Raw genomic sequence first — 14,050 nt, forward strand, 5'->3', positions numbered from 1 at the left:
CCTGGATGTTTCCGCCGCATTTCATTGCGCGGGAGTTGCCGAAATCTCACGGTGCCGGAACGCCCCTTCGGGTAGCTTGCGCCATCTGGTACGTTGCATTGCATGGAACCCGGTAAGGCGAGTGGCCCGGCGGACGGTCAGCCCTCGGGGAGGATCGAGAGCCAGCTGCTCAAGGGAGTGCTGGAGTACTGCGTACTCGCGCTGATGCGGGAAGAGGCGAAGTACGGGGTGCAGTTGCTGCGCGAACTGGAGGAGACGGGTGCCCTGGCGACCGGCCAGGGAACGGTCTATCCCCTGTTGGCGCGGCTGCGGCGCGAGGAGCTCGTCGTCACCACCTGGCGGGAGTCGACGTCCGGCCCGCCGCGGCGCTACTACGAGCTCTCCGAGGCCGGGCACGACGCCCTCGCCCGCTTCACCGCTGTCTGGCCGGGGTTCCGGCACGCCGTCGACCACCTCGTCATGCCGGGCAAGGGGCTCGGTGGGCAGAGCGAAGGGCACCACCTTGAAGACCGATGAAACACTGACGCGCGAGTACCTGGCGGCAGTCGAACGCGAGACGTCGACGCTGCCGGCTGCGGCCCGCCAGGAACTCATCGCCGACCTCGGCGAGCACATAGAGGTCGCGCTCGCCGAACGGCCCGGCAGTGTGCGCGAGATCCTGCGGGAGGTGGGCGACCCGCGCGCGATCGCCGCGACGGCCCTCCAGGAACTCGGCGGAGCCACGACCACGCGGTCCCCCGGGCCGGGTCGCCGCCGCTCGCCGGCCTGGCTTCCGCTGGTGCTCCTGGTGGCCGGCGACGTGCTGCCGTACCTCGGCGGGATCGCCCTCACCTGGATCGGCTTGGCTGTCAGGGTCACCGCCGTCGTGATCCTGTGCCGGGCCCGCCACTGGACCGCGGCCCAGAAGTGGACCGGCCTGACGCTGACCGTCATCGTCCCGGTCGTCGCGCACGTCGCCTGGTACTTCTCCCCCGTCCCCCACCACGGCAGCGCGGTGGAACCGGTGGTGCGCTGGACCGTCATCGCCCTGGTGTTCCTCCTGACGCTCGCCGGCGCCGGATGGCTGTGGCGAAACAGGCGCTCCGCCTGAGCGCTGTCCCGAACCGCCGCCCGCCGTGCGGCGCGGTCGAGGCGCAGGGGCAGGAGCCCGGCAACGCTCGCACGGGGGAACGGAGTTGTGGTGGAGACGCCCCTCGGATCCGTACCCCAGCAGGGTGAGGCAGGGGATGCGGAAGGTGCGCATACTCGGTCACATGAAGAAGCAGGGGCAACTCGCCGACTTCCTCCAGGCACGCAGAGGTCAGCTGCGGCCCGAGGACGTCGGACTGCCGACCTACGGTGAGCGGCGCCGGGTGCCGGGGCTGCGGCGGGAGGAGCTCGCGATGCTCGCGGGCATCAGCGCCCCCTACTACACCCGCCTGGAACAGGGCCAGTCGCGCAACGCCTCCCCTCAGGTGCTCGACGCCCTCGCCGGTGCGCTGCGGCTGGACGAGTCGGAGCGGGCCCACCTGCACGCCCTGGCCCGCGCACCGAGAGGAGGCGGTCCCGCCGGCCGGCCGAAGCCCGAGCGCGTTCCCGAGGCCACCCGGGCGCTGCTGGCAGCCATCGACGGCACACCCGCCGTCGTCCTGGGCCGCCGCAGCGACGTCCTGGCCTGGAACCGACAAGGACACGCCCTGTTCGCCGGCCATCTCGATCCGGCCGGTCCCGATCACCCGGGCCAACGGCCCAACATGGCCGCGATGGTGTTCCTCGACGCACACACCCGCGAGCTCTACACCGACTGGACGGCCAAGGCCAGGGCCGTGGTGGGCAGTCTGCGTCTGACTGCCGGCCGGTACCCGGACGATCCGCGACTGGCCGGTCTGATGGGTGAACTGACCGTGCGCAGCGCGGAGTTCGCCCGGATGTGGGCGGACCACCGGATTCTTGCCTGCGACACCGCCGAGTACGAGATGCGCCACCCGCTGGTCGGGACGCTGACCGTCACCCAGCAGACGTTGCAGAGCCCGCAGGGCGACGGCCCGTCCATGGTGGTGGCCACGGCCGCCCCAGGATCGCCGTCCGCGACGGCCCTGACCCTGCTCGCCCACGCCGTCGCGCCACAGGAGGCGGCCCTTCCCCGGCGCGACGCGCGCCCCCGCACCACCGGCTGATCCGAACCCTCCACCGATCGGCCCACCCCCGCCCCGCGCCCACCGGACGGCGGCACGACCGCCTCCGGGACGCGCCCCCATGACCGAGGCGCCGCGTCGCGATGCGGCGCTCCCCGTACCGAGGCACCGCATCGCGGCTGCCGCCTGCCCGAAACCGGAGAAGCAACCATGTCCGAGCGCACCCTCATGACCACTCTGCCGGCCCTTCTCGTGGCCGCCGCAGCACTCACCGCGGCCGCACCGGCCGGCGCGACGCCGGGAGGCGACAGGCCGCTGACCGACGTCCGTATCGTCCGCCACTTCGACCCGTCCGCGGGCCAGAAGCCGGAGAACGTCGCCCTGCTGCCCGACGGCTCGGCGTACGTCACCTTCGCCGCGGCGCGCCAGGTCGCCCACATCACCCCCAGCGGCGCGACCCACATCCTGGCCACGCTCCCGGCACCCGCCGACGGCGGATCCCGTACGCCCGTCCTCGGCTTCGCCCTGACCACCGGCATCGTCCGCGCCGCGGACGGCACCGTGTACGTGCTGTACGCCACCGGCACCTCCGACCTGACGGGCCTGTGGCGGCTGCGCCCCGGGCAGGACCCGCAGCGCATCGCCGCACTGCCCGCGGACGGACTGCCCAACGGCCTCGCCCTGGACGAGCGAGGACGGCAGCTCTACATCACCGATTCGGCGCTCGGCACCGTGTGGACCGTCCCCACCGCCGGCGGCACCCCCACCACGTGGTCCACCGCGCCCGAACTCGCCCCGGCCGGTTTCCTCGGCGTCAACGGTGCGAAGGTGCACAACGGTGCGCTGTGGGTGACCAACCTCGACCGGGGCACCCTCCTGCGCATCCCCGTCCTCCCCGGCAACCGCGCGGGCGCGCCGCAGACCAGGGCTTCCGCGCTGGCCGGCATCGACGACTTCGCCTTCACCGGTCACGGCAACCAGGTCCTGGCGGCGCTCAACGGCCCCAACCAGGTCGTGCGTATCCGGCCGGACGGCACCAGCACGACCGTCCTCGATGCCGCCGACGGGCTCCAGGGCCCGACCTCCGTCGCCGTCCGCCACGACAACGTGTACGTGTTCAGCGCCGCCTACACCGCCACCGACCCCAACCTGCTGCGCGCCCGCCTGAGCTCCCGCCGGTGACCTCCGGGGCCCGTACCGCCCCGCCGCCCTGCGCGGGAAGGCCTCGCGGCCGCGTCCGGATCCGCCCCCGGATCGCCGGTCGCGGCCGTTCGGGGGAGGCCGACTATCTCTCCGCCCGGCGCGTGGAAATCTATGGCGGCCGTAGTAGACATTGGGTGGTGTGGTGGTTATGGTTTCTCTTGTAGCCGAGATCGAGCAAGGCCCGGCAGAGACGAACTGCCAGGCAGTAGTACCCGCAGAACGGTGCGGTGGTGGAGTTTCGAAGCCAGGGTTGTTGCAGGACGGCGACGGGACTGACGACCGCACCGGGTGGCCCGCGGTGATCAGGGGCCGCCACGAGCAGGACCGCAGTTCAAGCGGTAGCAGTACAGCAAGTGCAGTTCGCAGTACCAGCAGTACGCAGTACCAGCGGTTCGCAGTACCAGCAGTGCCCGTTGGTAAGTTGTTGACCAAGAGGGAAGAACGGAGGAGTTGAGCGCCATCAGGATCGCCCGGGCGGAATGACAGAGCTCGGGTACCGCAGGACATCGATAGTGAGGTGGTCTCCGGTCAAGCAACCGCGATCCCCGTACCCCCGACAGTCTTCAGGTCGGGTATGCGGACACAGAAGGCCGACGCATGATTGTCGGCAGATGGTGTAGCAGTTCCTTCGGGGCCCTGGTGCCAATGGCACCAGGGCCCCTCCACGCGTTCCAAAGTGAGGTGCAAGTGACAGCAGATGATTCGTTCGGCCGTCTCGATGACGACGACTACCCCGCCTACACGATGGGCCGGGCCGCCGAGATGCTCGGCACCACCCAGGGCTTCCTCCGCGCCATCGGCGAAGCCCGCCTCATCACCCCGCTGCGCTCCGCGGGCGGCCACCGCCGCTACTCCCGCTACCAGCTGCGCATCGCCGCCCGCGCCCGGGAACTCGTCGACCAGGGCACCCCCATCGAGGCCGCCTGCCGCATCGTCATCCTCGAGGACCAGCTCGAAGAAGCACAGCGCATCAACGCCGAATACCGCCGCAGCGCCGAATCGGCGGACTCACCGCCCGCAGCCTGAGTGCAGCGCGCCCGCCGGGCACCGGCGGGCGCGCACACCGCGTCCCGGGCGTGATGGTCCGCGGATCCCTCCGGCCGGCCGCGAACCCGTCCTCTCAGTCCTCTCGACGCGCCGCATCCTCCTGCAGGTACGCCGAGATCATGGCGAGGTCGTCGGCGATGCTCAGTACGCCGCTGACATCGGTCGTCGGGGTGGAGGCGCCGTTGACTCCCGCGTAGAAGACGTCGAAGCGTCCGTTGCCCTTGTCCAGGTAGCCGGCGATGGTGATGGCGCCCACGGCCAGGCGGTTGTTGAGTGCGTCCAGTCCGACGGCGGCGCCGGTCTTGGCGAACACCTTCCCCCGCGCGGGGCAGTCGCGGCAGTTGTCGGCCAGCAGGCCGTCGACGCCGAGGATGGGGAGCGCGTTGCGAAAACGCTCCGCCTCCGGCGTGCGCAGCCAGTACGTCAGCATCTGCACCACCGCCTTCGGGGTGGCCCGGTCGGCGGGATTGCCGCCGCGGCCGTCCGCGAGCTGCACCTGCCTGCGGTCGACGCCGGCGCGGTCCAGGAAGTCGGCCAGGACCGGGAAGCCGTCCATGCAGTCCCGGCTGCCCGTGGTGACAGCCATCAGGCACATGGCGAGGTTGGCGCCGAGGTTGTGGCTGACCTTGAAGATGAGCTTGGCGTACTGGGCGAAGGGCGGGGACGTGTACGTGGCCACGCGCGGCCGCCCCTCGTACGAAGCGGGGAGCCCGCCGGCCGGGTTGGGGCCCGTCGGGTGGGCCGTGACCTTCACCCCGGCCCGTTGGAGCGCCTCGATCAGAGCGGTGCGTCCGAAGGCCGACGGGTCGGCGATTGCGGACACCTTCAGCGCCGGGGCGGAGTCGGCCGCGATGGTGCCGGACACCCGGATCCGGGTGCCGTGGTCGGAGGTCGTCACCTCGATGTCGGTCGGCTTCCCCGCGGCCACGGTCTTCACCGTCGACGTGACGCGGTACGGGGCGACCTTCGGGCGCCAGTCCAGCCGTGCCGGGGCGCCGGGGCGGCTGCCCGGGGTGGTGAGCAGGTCGATGAGGTTGTCGTTGATGATCAGTGGGGTCGGGACGGGGTCGAAGCTGGGCTCGGGGTTGAAGAGCCGGTCGTCGACGATCACGTTCCCGTCGACCCGGGTGATGCCGGAACGCCGCACCTGCTGCGCGATCAGGTTGATTCCGGCGAGCGGGTTCTCCGGGGTGAGCGTAGCCCCGGGGAAGCTGTTGGCGTACGTGTGGTCGAGGTCGGTGTAGGCGACCGTGCCGTCGGGACGGGTTCTGCCGCCCATGGTGAGGTCGCCCTGGGCGACCAGGTCGAGGTTGCCCTTCAGGGTGCTGCCGCGCTGCTCGCCGACCGCGTAGACCGGGGTCCTGAAGCGGTGGTTGCCACCGAGGGTCTTCCACGCCCCGGACACGCTGAACAGCTTGGCCGTCGACCCGGGGATGAAGAACTGCTCGGCGAAGCGGCTGTGGATCACCCTTCCGCTGTCCGGGTCGCGCTGGAGCAGGCCCCACTGGGCGTTGGGGTAGTCCGGCTTCCGCATGATCTCCGTGATCCGCGGGTCGAGCCGGTCGGAACGGCCGTCGTCGGCTGACGAGGCGGCCTGGGCTCCCGTGGCCGATGCCAGGGCCAGGAGCACCAGGGCGGAGCATCCGGCGACGACGCGACGCCGAAGAGGTCCGGAAATCCCTCCTCGCACCGCGACGCGCACCGTTCGTCTGGGCAGAATCCTGTTCATGGGCTCAGGTATGAACCCCGGGGGGCGCCGGAGACGGGCGGCGCGAACGGTAGTCACCCGAACGGTGCGACGCATTGGTCGAATTGCCCGGTGAACCACCGGCGGGGCGAGCGTGACGTGCCTCCACCCGGGGCCGCGGCGATCACGGTCCGACGCCCTCGGCGGCACCGTACGACCCCGTCGCGCCCTCCCCCCTGTCGCGGAATCCCGGCCTTTGTCGCCGCCCGCCTGCAGATTTGTCCGCGATCGGTAACCGAGGCAGCCCGCAGGGGCGTTCGTGTGTCTTGATGGGTGCACGGCATCGGTGGAGAAGACAAAGGGGCGGGCGGACATGGCGAAGCACAAGGGAAGGGCATGGCATGTCCGGCTTCTCGCGGCGGCGGTCGGGGTGACCGCGATGGCTGCCGCGACCTCGGTGTGGACCGCGCAGGCCGGCACCTTCACAGGGCCGCACACACGTGTCGCCGCGCCGGAGGCCAAGCCCCAGGACCGGGTGGCCAAGGTGGCGGTGGACATCGCGCACGCCTCGGACCGCGGTGCCAAGGGCGTCAACATCACCATCGACGACGGGCCGGACCCGGTCTGGACGCCGCAGGTGCTGAGCCTGCTGAAGACCAGCGGCGTGAAGGCCACCTTCTGCATGGTCGGCACGCAGGCGCAGGCGTACCCGAACCTGGTCAAGGCGGTCGTGGCGGACGGGCACCGTCTGTGCAACCACACGGTCTCGCACGACACCGCCATGGACAGCAAGTCCGAGGCCTACCAGTCCCAGCAGATCCTGGATGCCGAACGCATGATCACCAAGGCGTCCGGAGGCGTCCGGCCGCAGTACTACCGGGCCCCGGGCGGCGCCTTCACCCCGTACAGCCGAAAGCTCGCCGCGTCCCGGGGGATGCGACCGCTGGGATGGAACGTCGACACCAAGGACTTCGAGCGGCCCGGCGTGGACACCATGGTCGCCACCGTCAAGAGTGAGATCTCCAACGGGCCGACCGTCCTCTTCCACGACGCGGGAGGGGACCGCTCCCAGACCCTGGCCGCCCTGCGCGAGGTCCTGCCCTGGCTGAGGGAGCAGGGGTACTCCTTCGGCTTCCCCGTCCGGTGAGTGAGGTCCCGTCAGGATGACGGGGGGCCGAGGAGGCGCCGCAGTGCCGTCGGGGTGTGGCCGAGGTACTGGCGCATGGTCCGGCAGAGATGGGCCTGGTCACAGAAGCCCAGGTCGGCGGCGAGGCCGGCGAGGTCGTCCTCGCCCGCGTCCAGCCGGTCGAGTGCCCGGCCGACACGGACCCGGTTGCGGTAGCGGGTCAGCGGCACCCCCAGCTCGCGGGTGAAGGAGCGGCTCAGACGGTACGGCGAGGCGCCGAGGAGCTCCGCCAGCGGCAGCAACCCCTCCGAGGCGGGGTGGGCCACACCGATCGCGTGCCGGGCCGCGGCGACGAGCACCGTCTCGTCCCGGCCGGGGCGGCCGTCGGCCGGTACGGCCCCGTCGGCGGTCCGGCCGATGGTGGCGGAGAGCAGGCCCAGGAGCTCCTCGGTCACCGCGTGGTCCACATCGCCGGTGCGGGCGGACGCGAGGACGCGGCGGTGGGCCAGGTCGAGGCGGGCGTCCACGTATACGCTCCGGCGGGCCGGGCGGGCGTCCTCACCCGCCACGACTCTCCACAGCGCGGGCGTCAGGCTGATCGACGTGCACGCGTCGCCCCCGCCGACCGGGTGCGCGAAGCGCTCCTCCTCGCCCGGAACGCCGAGATAAGCCATCGTCAGGTCGACGTCGACCGGGATTCCGGCGGTCTGCCTGCGGAACCGGCCGCGGCGCACGAGCACCACACGGTAGTCCTCCCGCACCTCCGCCGGTGCCCAGCGCGTGTGGTCGTCACGACAGTCCACCGCGGTGACGCAGAAGTCGGGCCCGGCGGCGAGGGCGGTGGAGGTGAGCACCCCTGAACGCTACGCCGGGGGTCGGACAGTGGTCCCGCGCAAGAATCTTCAAGACCGGGGCAGGCCCCGGCGAGCAGGCTGGGCAGCGTCCCCTTCACACCTCGCCTCCCTCGTACCGCCGTCAAGGACTCGACGTCGTGGGAGGCGCCCGCTCTGCCTCGCCCTTGGCGCGAGAGCGGTCACCCCGACCGGAGAAGACCACATGGCCCACATCCGCAAGGAATTCCTGATCGACAACTCACCGGAGAACATCTGGGAGGTTCTGCGCGACGTCGGATCCGTGCACGAGCGCTTGGTGCCGGGCTTCGTCACGGACACCCGTATGGAGGCGGACACCAGGATCGTGACCTTCGCGAACGGTGTCGTCGTGCGCGAACTGATCGTCGACATCGACGAGGCGGCCCGCCGAGTCGCCTACGCCGTGGTCGGCGGTTCGATGACACCGAAACACCATCACGCCTCCATGCAGGTCCTCGACGACACCGAGGGACGCAGTCGTTTCGTCTGGACCACCGATGTGACACCGGACGAACTCGTGGGCCCCATCGGAGAGATGGTCGACAAGGGCGTGCTCGTCATGCGGGAGACGCTGAAGGCCGTCCCGGCTCCGACGGACACGTAGAAGCGTCACATGAGCTCCTGGCGCCGAGGAGGCACGGCTCATCACACTCGCGGTGTGTGGCATTTCTCACATCATTAGCTCGGCAAGTGAAGGCAACTGTACCCATTCGCCCTTTCTGTCTTTCCCGGTTTTGTGGTATGGGCCGAAACGAGGAAGGGATCGTGAGGGCCGGGCGCGGCCCCGGCCCTACGATCGTCTCAAGTCGCACCTGCGTGCCCCACTCCGCTGTGACCCCTTCTGCCTTCTTTTCGGACCCCCGAAGGGCTCTTGTGAAGATTCGCCGCATTCTTGCCGCAGCTGTCGTCGCCGCAGGGTCCACGCCTGCTCTCCTGCTGTCGGTCACCCCCGTGTCCGCCGAGGACATGCCGGCCGCGCAGACTCGGCAGAAGCCGACCGTCGCGGAGTTGACGAAGGCCGCCGCCGCAGCGCAGTTGGCGTACGACGACGCCGTATCGGACGAGAGCACCGCCCGCGCGGCTCTGGAAGCGCTTTGGTCGGACACCGGTCCCCTGGTCGTGGCGGCCAAGGCCGCGCAGGCCGCGGCGGACGCCGCCACCACCGCGAAGACCGAGGCCGACCAGGCGGCCGCCGACGCCGAAGCGGCGGTCGACGCTCTCCCGGAGACGGCGACGGACGCGGAGAGGACCGCAGCGGCGACGACTCTCACCAAGGCGGAAGCCGCCGCGGAGGCGGCCGGTGAGACCAAGGCCGCCGCCGACGCCAAGGCCGCGAAAGCCCTGAAGACGCTGGACGACGAGCGGGTCGCCGCGGCCCGGAAGCTGGGCCGGGCGCAGGGGGCCGCCGAGACGGCGCTCGCTGACAAGACCGCCGCCGACGAGGCGCTGGCCAAGGCGAAGAAGGAGGCCGCCGACGGTCTCCACGGCGGCGACTACTTCGATTTCTGCGTCTCCGAGACCAGGTTCACCGCAGTAGTCACGGGTCTTCCGTCCAGGGTCGTCGCCGGCACGTGGGTCGACTTCCGGTTCCGGGTGACCAACGGCACCGACAAGTCGATGGACATCGTGATTCCGTCCGTCGATGTCTTCGTGGCCGCCCGGACTGGAGCCAGGAATCGCCTCGACCACCTGGTGCACCTGCAGCGGTGGTCCGCCTCGTCCTCGAAGTGGAAGACCCTCGACGTCGAACACCACATGGACAAGATCAGCCCGCTGAAGTCCGGCGCGCACGTCGACGTGAAGATGCGCCTCACCGTAGAGGCCTCGGCCCCCGTGAGCAACGGCCGCACCGTCGTCCTCAGCAACTACTGGAACGGCGACGGCACCTGCGGCCAGAGTGCGAAAGTCGCCGGACCCGCGTTCGTGGTCGTTCCGGCGGGGACTCTGCCGGGCAAGGTCGACGACGCCGAGCCCGGCGCGGCCGGGCCGAACGCTTCGGACCTCGTGCCGCAGAGCGGTGCGTCGGCCGGACCGGTGAGCGGCAGTCTCGCCGCCACCGGTGCGTCCTCCGCGACGCCCCAGCTCGCCCTCGCGAGCGGCGCGGCCGTGGTGATCGGGGCGGGCGCGGTGTTCGCCGTGCGCCGTCGCAAGGACTCCCGCATCTGACGCACGGGGCGGGAGGCCGGCCACGCCCCCCGCCCACGCTTCGAGCGCTCACCGGCCCCGGCACCGAGGGGTGCCGGGCCCGCCGCTGAAACCCGCCACGTCAAGGTCAGGCGCAGCAGTCGGCCTGACCGGGGGGCAGTCCGAGGTTGTCCACGGGGGCCCCGCGTGAGCGCTGCCTCCGCCCGCGCATCATGCCCGGCGCAGCGCGGAGCGGCCCGCGTAGCGCGCCGAGTCGCCCAGCTCCTCCTCGATCCGGATCAACTGGTTGTACTTCGCCGTCCGGTCGGAGCGGGAGAGTGAGCCCGTCTTGATCTGGCCGCAGCCGGTCGCCACCGCGAGATCCGCGATGGTGGTGTCCTCCGTCTCGCCCGAGCGGTGCGACATGACGGCCGTCCAGCCCGCCTCGTGGGCCACGGACACCGCGGCCAGCGCCTCGGTCAGGGTCCCGATCTGGTTGACCTTGACCAGGACCGAGTTGCCGACGCCGGTGCGGATGCCCTCGCGCAGCAGCGTCTCGTTGGTGCAGAAGACGTCGTCACCGACGAGCCGGCAGCGGTCGCCGACGCGGGCGGTCAGCTCGCGCCAGCCGTCCAGGTCGTTCTCCGCCATCGGGTCCTCGATCGAGATGACCGGGTAGGCGTCGATGAGTCCGGCCAGGTAGTCGACGTTCTCGGACGGGGTGCGGCACACACCCTCGCCCGCGTAGTCGTACACCCCGTCGTGGAAGAACTCCGACGACGCCGGGTCCATGAGCAAGCCGATGTCCGTGCCGGGGCGGTATCCGGTGCGCTCGATGGCGGTCATCACGAAGTCGAGCGCCTCCTCGGCGGTACGCAGGGCGGGCGCGAAGCCGCCCTCGTCGCCGACGCCCGTGGAGTGTCCGGCGGCCAGCAGATCGCGGCGCAGGGTGTGGAAGACCTCGCTGCCCATGCGTACGGCTTCCGCGAAGGTCTCCGCGCCCAACGGCGCGATCATGAACTCCTGGAAGTCCAGCGGATTGTCCGCGTGGGCACCGCCGTTGACGATGTTCATCACCGGCAGCGGCAGGAGGTGGGCCTCCGCGCCGCCGAGGTAGCGGTAGAGGGGCAGGTGGTGGGCCGCCGCGGCGGCCTTGGCTGCGGCGAGGGAGACACCGAGGATCGCGTTGGCGCCGAGCCGGGACTTCGTGGCGGTGCCGTCGAGGGTGATCAGGGCGGTGTCCAGACCCGCCTGGTCGGACGCGTCCCGGCCGCGCACGGCCGCCGCGATCTCCCCGTTGACGTGGGCCACCGCGCGGTCGACGCCCTTGCCGTGCCAGCGCGAGGCGTCCTGGTCGCGCAGTTCCACTGCCTCCCTGGTGCCGGTGGACGCGCCGGAGGGGACAGCAGCCCGCCCCAGGGAGCCGTCCGACAGGACGACGTCGACCTCGACCGTGGGGTTGCCCCTGCTGTCGATGATCCGGCGGGCGGTGACGGTGTGGATGGCGGCGTCGACGGGTCCGGCTGTCTGTGCGGACATGGGAGTTCCTTGCCGTTGTCGTGTGCCGTGGCCCCGGCTGCGACAACGCTGGCGCTGAGCCCGACAAGGCAAACCCTACAGCAATGCTGCTCAGTTTGGCTGTACAGCATTGCTGTGTAGGTCAGCTGTGCAGCTTTGCTGACCAACGGGGTAAAGTGCCCTATGCCCACCCCGGAAGCCGCCGCCGTCGCCGCCGAACTGCGCACGGCGATGGGCAAGCTCACCCGACGCGTCAAGCACGAGGACAGCATCCCGCTGGGCCAGGTCGCGGTGCTCGGCGTACTCGACCGCGACGGCGCCATGACCACCAGCGACCTCGCCGCCGATCAGCGCGTACGCCCCCAGTCGATGGCCCGGGCGGTGGGGCTGCTCATGGAGCAGAACCTGATCACGCGCCGCGCGCACCCCACGGACGGCCGCAAGTCGCTGGTCGAACTGTCGGATGCGGGCCGGGCCGCGCTCGAAGCGGAACGCGGCCGCAGGGCCGGCTGGCTCGCGCAGGTCATCGAGGCCGAACTCACCGATGAAGAGCGGGCTTTGCTCGCGCAGAGTGCGGCCTTGCTGGAACGGCTCGCCACCCGCTAGCGCCCCGGCGGACAGCTGTCGCCCCGCCGGGACGCCCGGTGCGCCCGCGGGCCGTCGGCTTCGCCGGAGCGGGAGACACCCGGCCTCCTGGCCACCTCGCTGCGCTCCGCGGGCGGTCATCGCCGCTGCTCCGGCCGCCGGCCGCGCCTCGCCGGCCGCGCCCGGGAAGCAGTCTCCGTAAACAGAGGCGGAACGCCCGGTCAATAGCCGCGCGGATCCGCCCCGTTGACGCGGCTGCGCTCCCGCGGGAAACCCGTCGACAGTCCGCCGATCCCGAGGAGGAGCTCATCGAGCCGTACCTGCGGCTCGGTTGGCCCGTCCGGGGCGGGGGTCAGGCCGGCGGGATGTCGGCGCGAGCGTCGTACTCGGCGCGGGCGGCATCGATGTGCGTCAGGTGCGTGAGGCTCCACTCCAACAGGGGTGCGGTGGCGGTGCGGAGGGCCCGGCCCATCGGCGTGAGCTCGTAACTGACGTGCGGTGGCATGACATTGCGCACGGTCCGCGTGAGGATTCCATCGCGTTCCAGGCCGCGCAGGGTGACGGTGAGCATGCGCTGGCTGATTCCGTCGACGGCCCGCTTGAGTTCGGTGAAGCGGCGTGGACCCTCGCTGAGGTTGCGCACGATCAACAGCGACCATTTGTCTCCGACGATGCCGAGCACTTCACGGACCTGACACGGGTCCTCCGGCTGTGCCGGCCGCCGCGCTTCGTCGCTCGCTGTGCCGCTCATGGTTACCTCCAGAGAACCAGGGCACCCCAATGTGCCTTATTGATCGAGGTGCGGCAGGTGCAGCACGATGATTCCGGTTCCCGAAGAGTACTGAGGCACCAACAGGAACCGTAGCGCTCTCGTGCCTCCATGCCCTGAAGAGGATGCTCCTCATGCCGACCTTTCTGTTGGTACACGGTGCCTGGCACAGCGGCCGGTGCTGGGAGCGCGTGGTCCCGCTGCTGGAGTCGGCCGGACACCGGGTGATCGCGCCCTCGCTGACCGGCTACGGCGACAAGGCACACCTGCTCGGCCCCGAAGTCGGGCTCGACACGCACGTCGAGGATGTCGTGAAGCTGATCCACGAGGAGGACCTGACCGAGGTGGTGCTCGTGGGTCACAGCTACGCGGGCCTGGTCGTCTCCTCCGTGGCCAACGAGGTACCGGAACGGATCGCGCATCTGGTGTACCTGGACGCGATGGTCCCGGAGCACGGCGAGACCGCAGTCGACGTGCAGCCCATGACCCAGAACCTGATCGACCTGGCCGCCGCGTCCGACTACGACTGGCGCATCCCGCCACTGCCCGAGATGCCTCCGCCCTTCGGGCTGTTCGGGGTCACCGACCCGGCGGACATCGCATGGCTGCGTGCGACGCTCTCCGATCAGCCGGTGCGCTGCCTGCAGCAACCGGTACGGCTGGACAACCCCGCCTCGGACGCGGTTCCGCGCACGCACATCCACTGTGTGGGCGCGGAGCCGGAAGGCATCGTGCGGCGGCCCGTCCCCGCCCTCCAGCCCAACGGCTCACCGGCACGGATACGGGAACTGCCGACCGGCCACGACTGCATGATCACCATGCCGGCGGACCTGAGTGAGCTGCTGCTCGAGTCCACCCGCCGGTAGCGTCCGGACCGTGACCGCGGCCCCTGAACCGCTCCGGACAGCGAAGAAGCCCCCGGCCGCTGGCCTGGGGCTTTCTCATGGAGCGGGTGACGAGAACTCCCTCCTCACTTGTCACTCTCATGCCATACGCTGCCCGATA

14 protein-coding genes and 1 pseudogene are annotated in these 14,050 nt (G+C 70.9%); 11 read left to right on the top strand and 4 right to left on the bottom strand.

The annotated features are described in order from the left end of the window. Nucleotides 1-102 precede the first annotated feature (102 nt). The 5 genes from OG538_RS18925 (at nucleotide 103) to OG538_RS18945 (ending at nucleotide 4,343) form a co-directional block, all read left to right on the top strand. Nucleotides 103-516 (top strand): PadR family transcriptional regulator, encoded by a 414-nt coding sequence (locus tag OG538_RS18925; protein ID WP_406095095.1) that lies wholly within the window; start codon nucleotides 103-105, stop codon nucleotides 514-516. Then, a complete protein-coding gene (locus tag OG538_RS18930; RefSeq protein ID WP_406095097.1) occupies nucleotides 503-1,090 on the top strand; it encodes a DUF1700 domain-containing protein in 588 nt (195 codons plus the stop codon). Before OG538_RS18925 ends, OG538_RS18930 begins: the two co-directional genes overlap by 14 nt. Before the next feature lie 163 nt (nucleotides 1,091-1,253). Beyond that, nucleotides 1,254-2,156, top strand: a complete 903-nt coding sequence (locus OG538_RS18935) for a helix-turn-helix domain-containing protein (RefSeq protein WP_406095099.1) — start codon at nucleotides 1,254-1,256, stop codon at nucleotides 2,154-2,156. Nucleotides 2,157-2,324: 168 nt separating this feature from the next. After that, on the top strand, nucleotides 2,325-3,296 hold the full coding sequence (locus OG538_RS18940; RefSeq protein ID WP_406095100.1) for a hypothetical protein: 972 nt from the start codon (nucleotides 2,325-2,327) through the stop codon (nucleotides 3,294-3,296). Nucleotides 3,297-4,004: 708 nt separating this feature from the next. Then, on the top strand, nucleotides 4,005-4,343 hold the full coding sequence (locus OG538_RS18945; RefSeq protein ID WP_406095102.1) for a MerR family transcriptional regulator: 339 nt from the start codon (nucleotides 4,005-4,007) through the stop codon (nucleotides 4,341-4,343). Nucleotides 4,344-4,437: 94 nt separating this feature from the next. On the opposite strand, the gene dacB is transcribed toward OG538_RS18945, so the two are convergent. Further along, nucleotides 4,438-6,093: a D-alanyl-D-alanine carboxypeptidase/D-alanyl-D-alanine-endopeptidase gene (gene dacB, locus OG538_RS18950; protein ID WP_406095104.1), complete on the bottom strand. Its 1,656-nt coding sequence runs from the start codon at nucleotides 6,091-6,093 to the stop codon at nucleotides 4,438-4,440. 331 nt (nucleotides 6,094-6,424) lie between these two features. Here dacB and OG538_RS18955 point away from each other — a divergent pair, with 331 nt between their 5' ends. Then, the gene (locus OG538_RS18955) at nucleotides 6,425-7,198 is read left to right on the top strand and encodes a polysaccharide deacetylase family protein (RefSeq protein WP_406095106.1); all 774 of its coding nucleotides are present in this window, start codon (nucleotides 6,425-6,427) and stop codon (nucleotides 7,196-7,198) included. Between the two features lie 11 nt (nucleotides 7,199-7,209). On the opposite strand, the gene OG538_RS18960 is transcribed toward OG538_RS18955, so the two are convergent. Then, the gene (locus tag OG538_RS18960) at nucleotides 7,210-8,031 is read right to left on the bottom strand and encodes a helix-turn-helix domain-containing protein (protein WP_406095108.1); all 822 of its coding nucleotides are present in this window, start codon (nucleotides 8,029-8,031) and stop codon (nucleotides 7,210-7,212) included. Between the two features lie 202 nt (nucleotides 8,032-8,233). Here OG538_RS18960 and OG538_RS18965 point away from each other — a divergent pair, with 202 nt between their 5' ends. Together OG538_RS18965 and OG538_RS18970 are read left to right on the top strand one after the other, a co-directional pair. Continuing rightward, entirely contained in the window at nucleotides 8,234-8,653 is a 420-nt protein-coding gene (locus OG538_RS18965; protein WP_406095110.1) for an SRPBCC family protein, read from the top strand. A gap of 269 nt (nucleotides 8,654-8,922) precedes the next feature. Next, nucleotides 8,923-10,215, top strand: a complete 1,293-nt coding sequence (locus tag OG538_RS18970) for an LAETG motif-containing sortase-dependent surface protein (RefSeq protein WP_406095112.1) — start codon at nucleotides 8,923-8,925, stop codon at nucleotides 10,213-10,215. Between the two features lie 189 nt (nucleotides 10,216-10,404). On the opposite strand, the gene eno is transcribed toward OG538_RS18970, so the two are convergent. After that, entirely contained in the window at nucleotides 10,405-11,712 is a 1,308-nt protein-coding gene (gene eno / locus OG538_RS18975) for a phosphopyruvate hydratase (RefSeq protein ID WP_406095114.1), read from the bottom strand. Nucleotides 11,713-11,874: 162 nt separating this feature from the next. Here eno and OG538_RS18980 point away from each other — a divergent pair, with 162 nt between their 5' ends. Both OG538_RS18980 and OG538_RS18985 read left to right on the top strand, forming a co-directional pair. Continuing rightward, on the top strand, nucleotides 11,875-12,297 hold the full coding sequence (locus OG538_RS18980) for a MarR family winged helix-turn-helix transcriptional regulator (RefSeq protein ID WP_406095116.1): 423 nt from the start codon (nucleotides 11,875-11,877) through the stop codon (nucleotides 12,295-12,297). Nucleotides 12,298-12,384: 87 nt separating this feature from the next. Then, a pseudogene (locus OG538_RS18985) lies at nucleotides 12,385-12,495 on the top strand (MerR family transcriptional regulator); the annotation flags it as partial. Nucleotides 12,496-12,628: 133 nt separating this feature from the next. On the opposite strand, the gene OG538_RS18990 reads toward OG538_RS18985, so the two are convergent. Then, nucleotides 12,629-13,027, bottom strand: coding sequence for a winged helix-turn-helix transcriptional regulator (locus tag OG538_RS18990; protein WP_406095118.1), 399 nt, complete (start codon nucleotides 13,025-13,027; stop codon nucleotides 12,629-12,631). A gap of 152 nt (nucleotides 13,028-13,179) precedes the next feature. On the opposite strand from OG538_RS18990, the gene OG538_RS18995 reads away from it, so the two are divergent. Further along, the gene (locus OG538_RS18995) at nucleotides 13,180-13,911 is read left to right on the top strand and encodes an alpha/beta fold hydrolase (protein ID WP_406095120.1); all 732 of its coding nucleotides are present in this window, start codon (nucleotides 13,180-13,182) and stop codon (nucleotides 13,909-13,911) included. Nucleotides 13,912-14,050: the final 139 nt, after the last annotated feature.

It is taken from the genome of Streptomyces sp. NBC_01013 (assembly GCF_045162765.1).
Classification (GTDB): Bacteria; Actinomycetota; Actinomycetes; order Streptomycetales; family Streptomycetaceae; genus Streptomyces.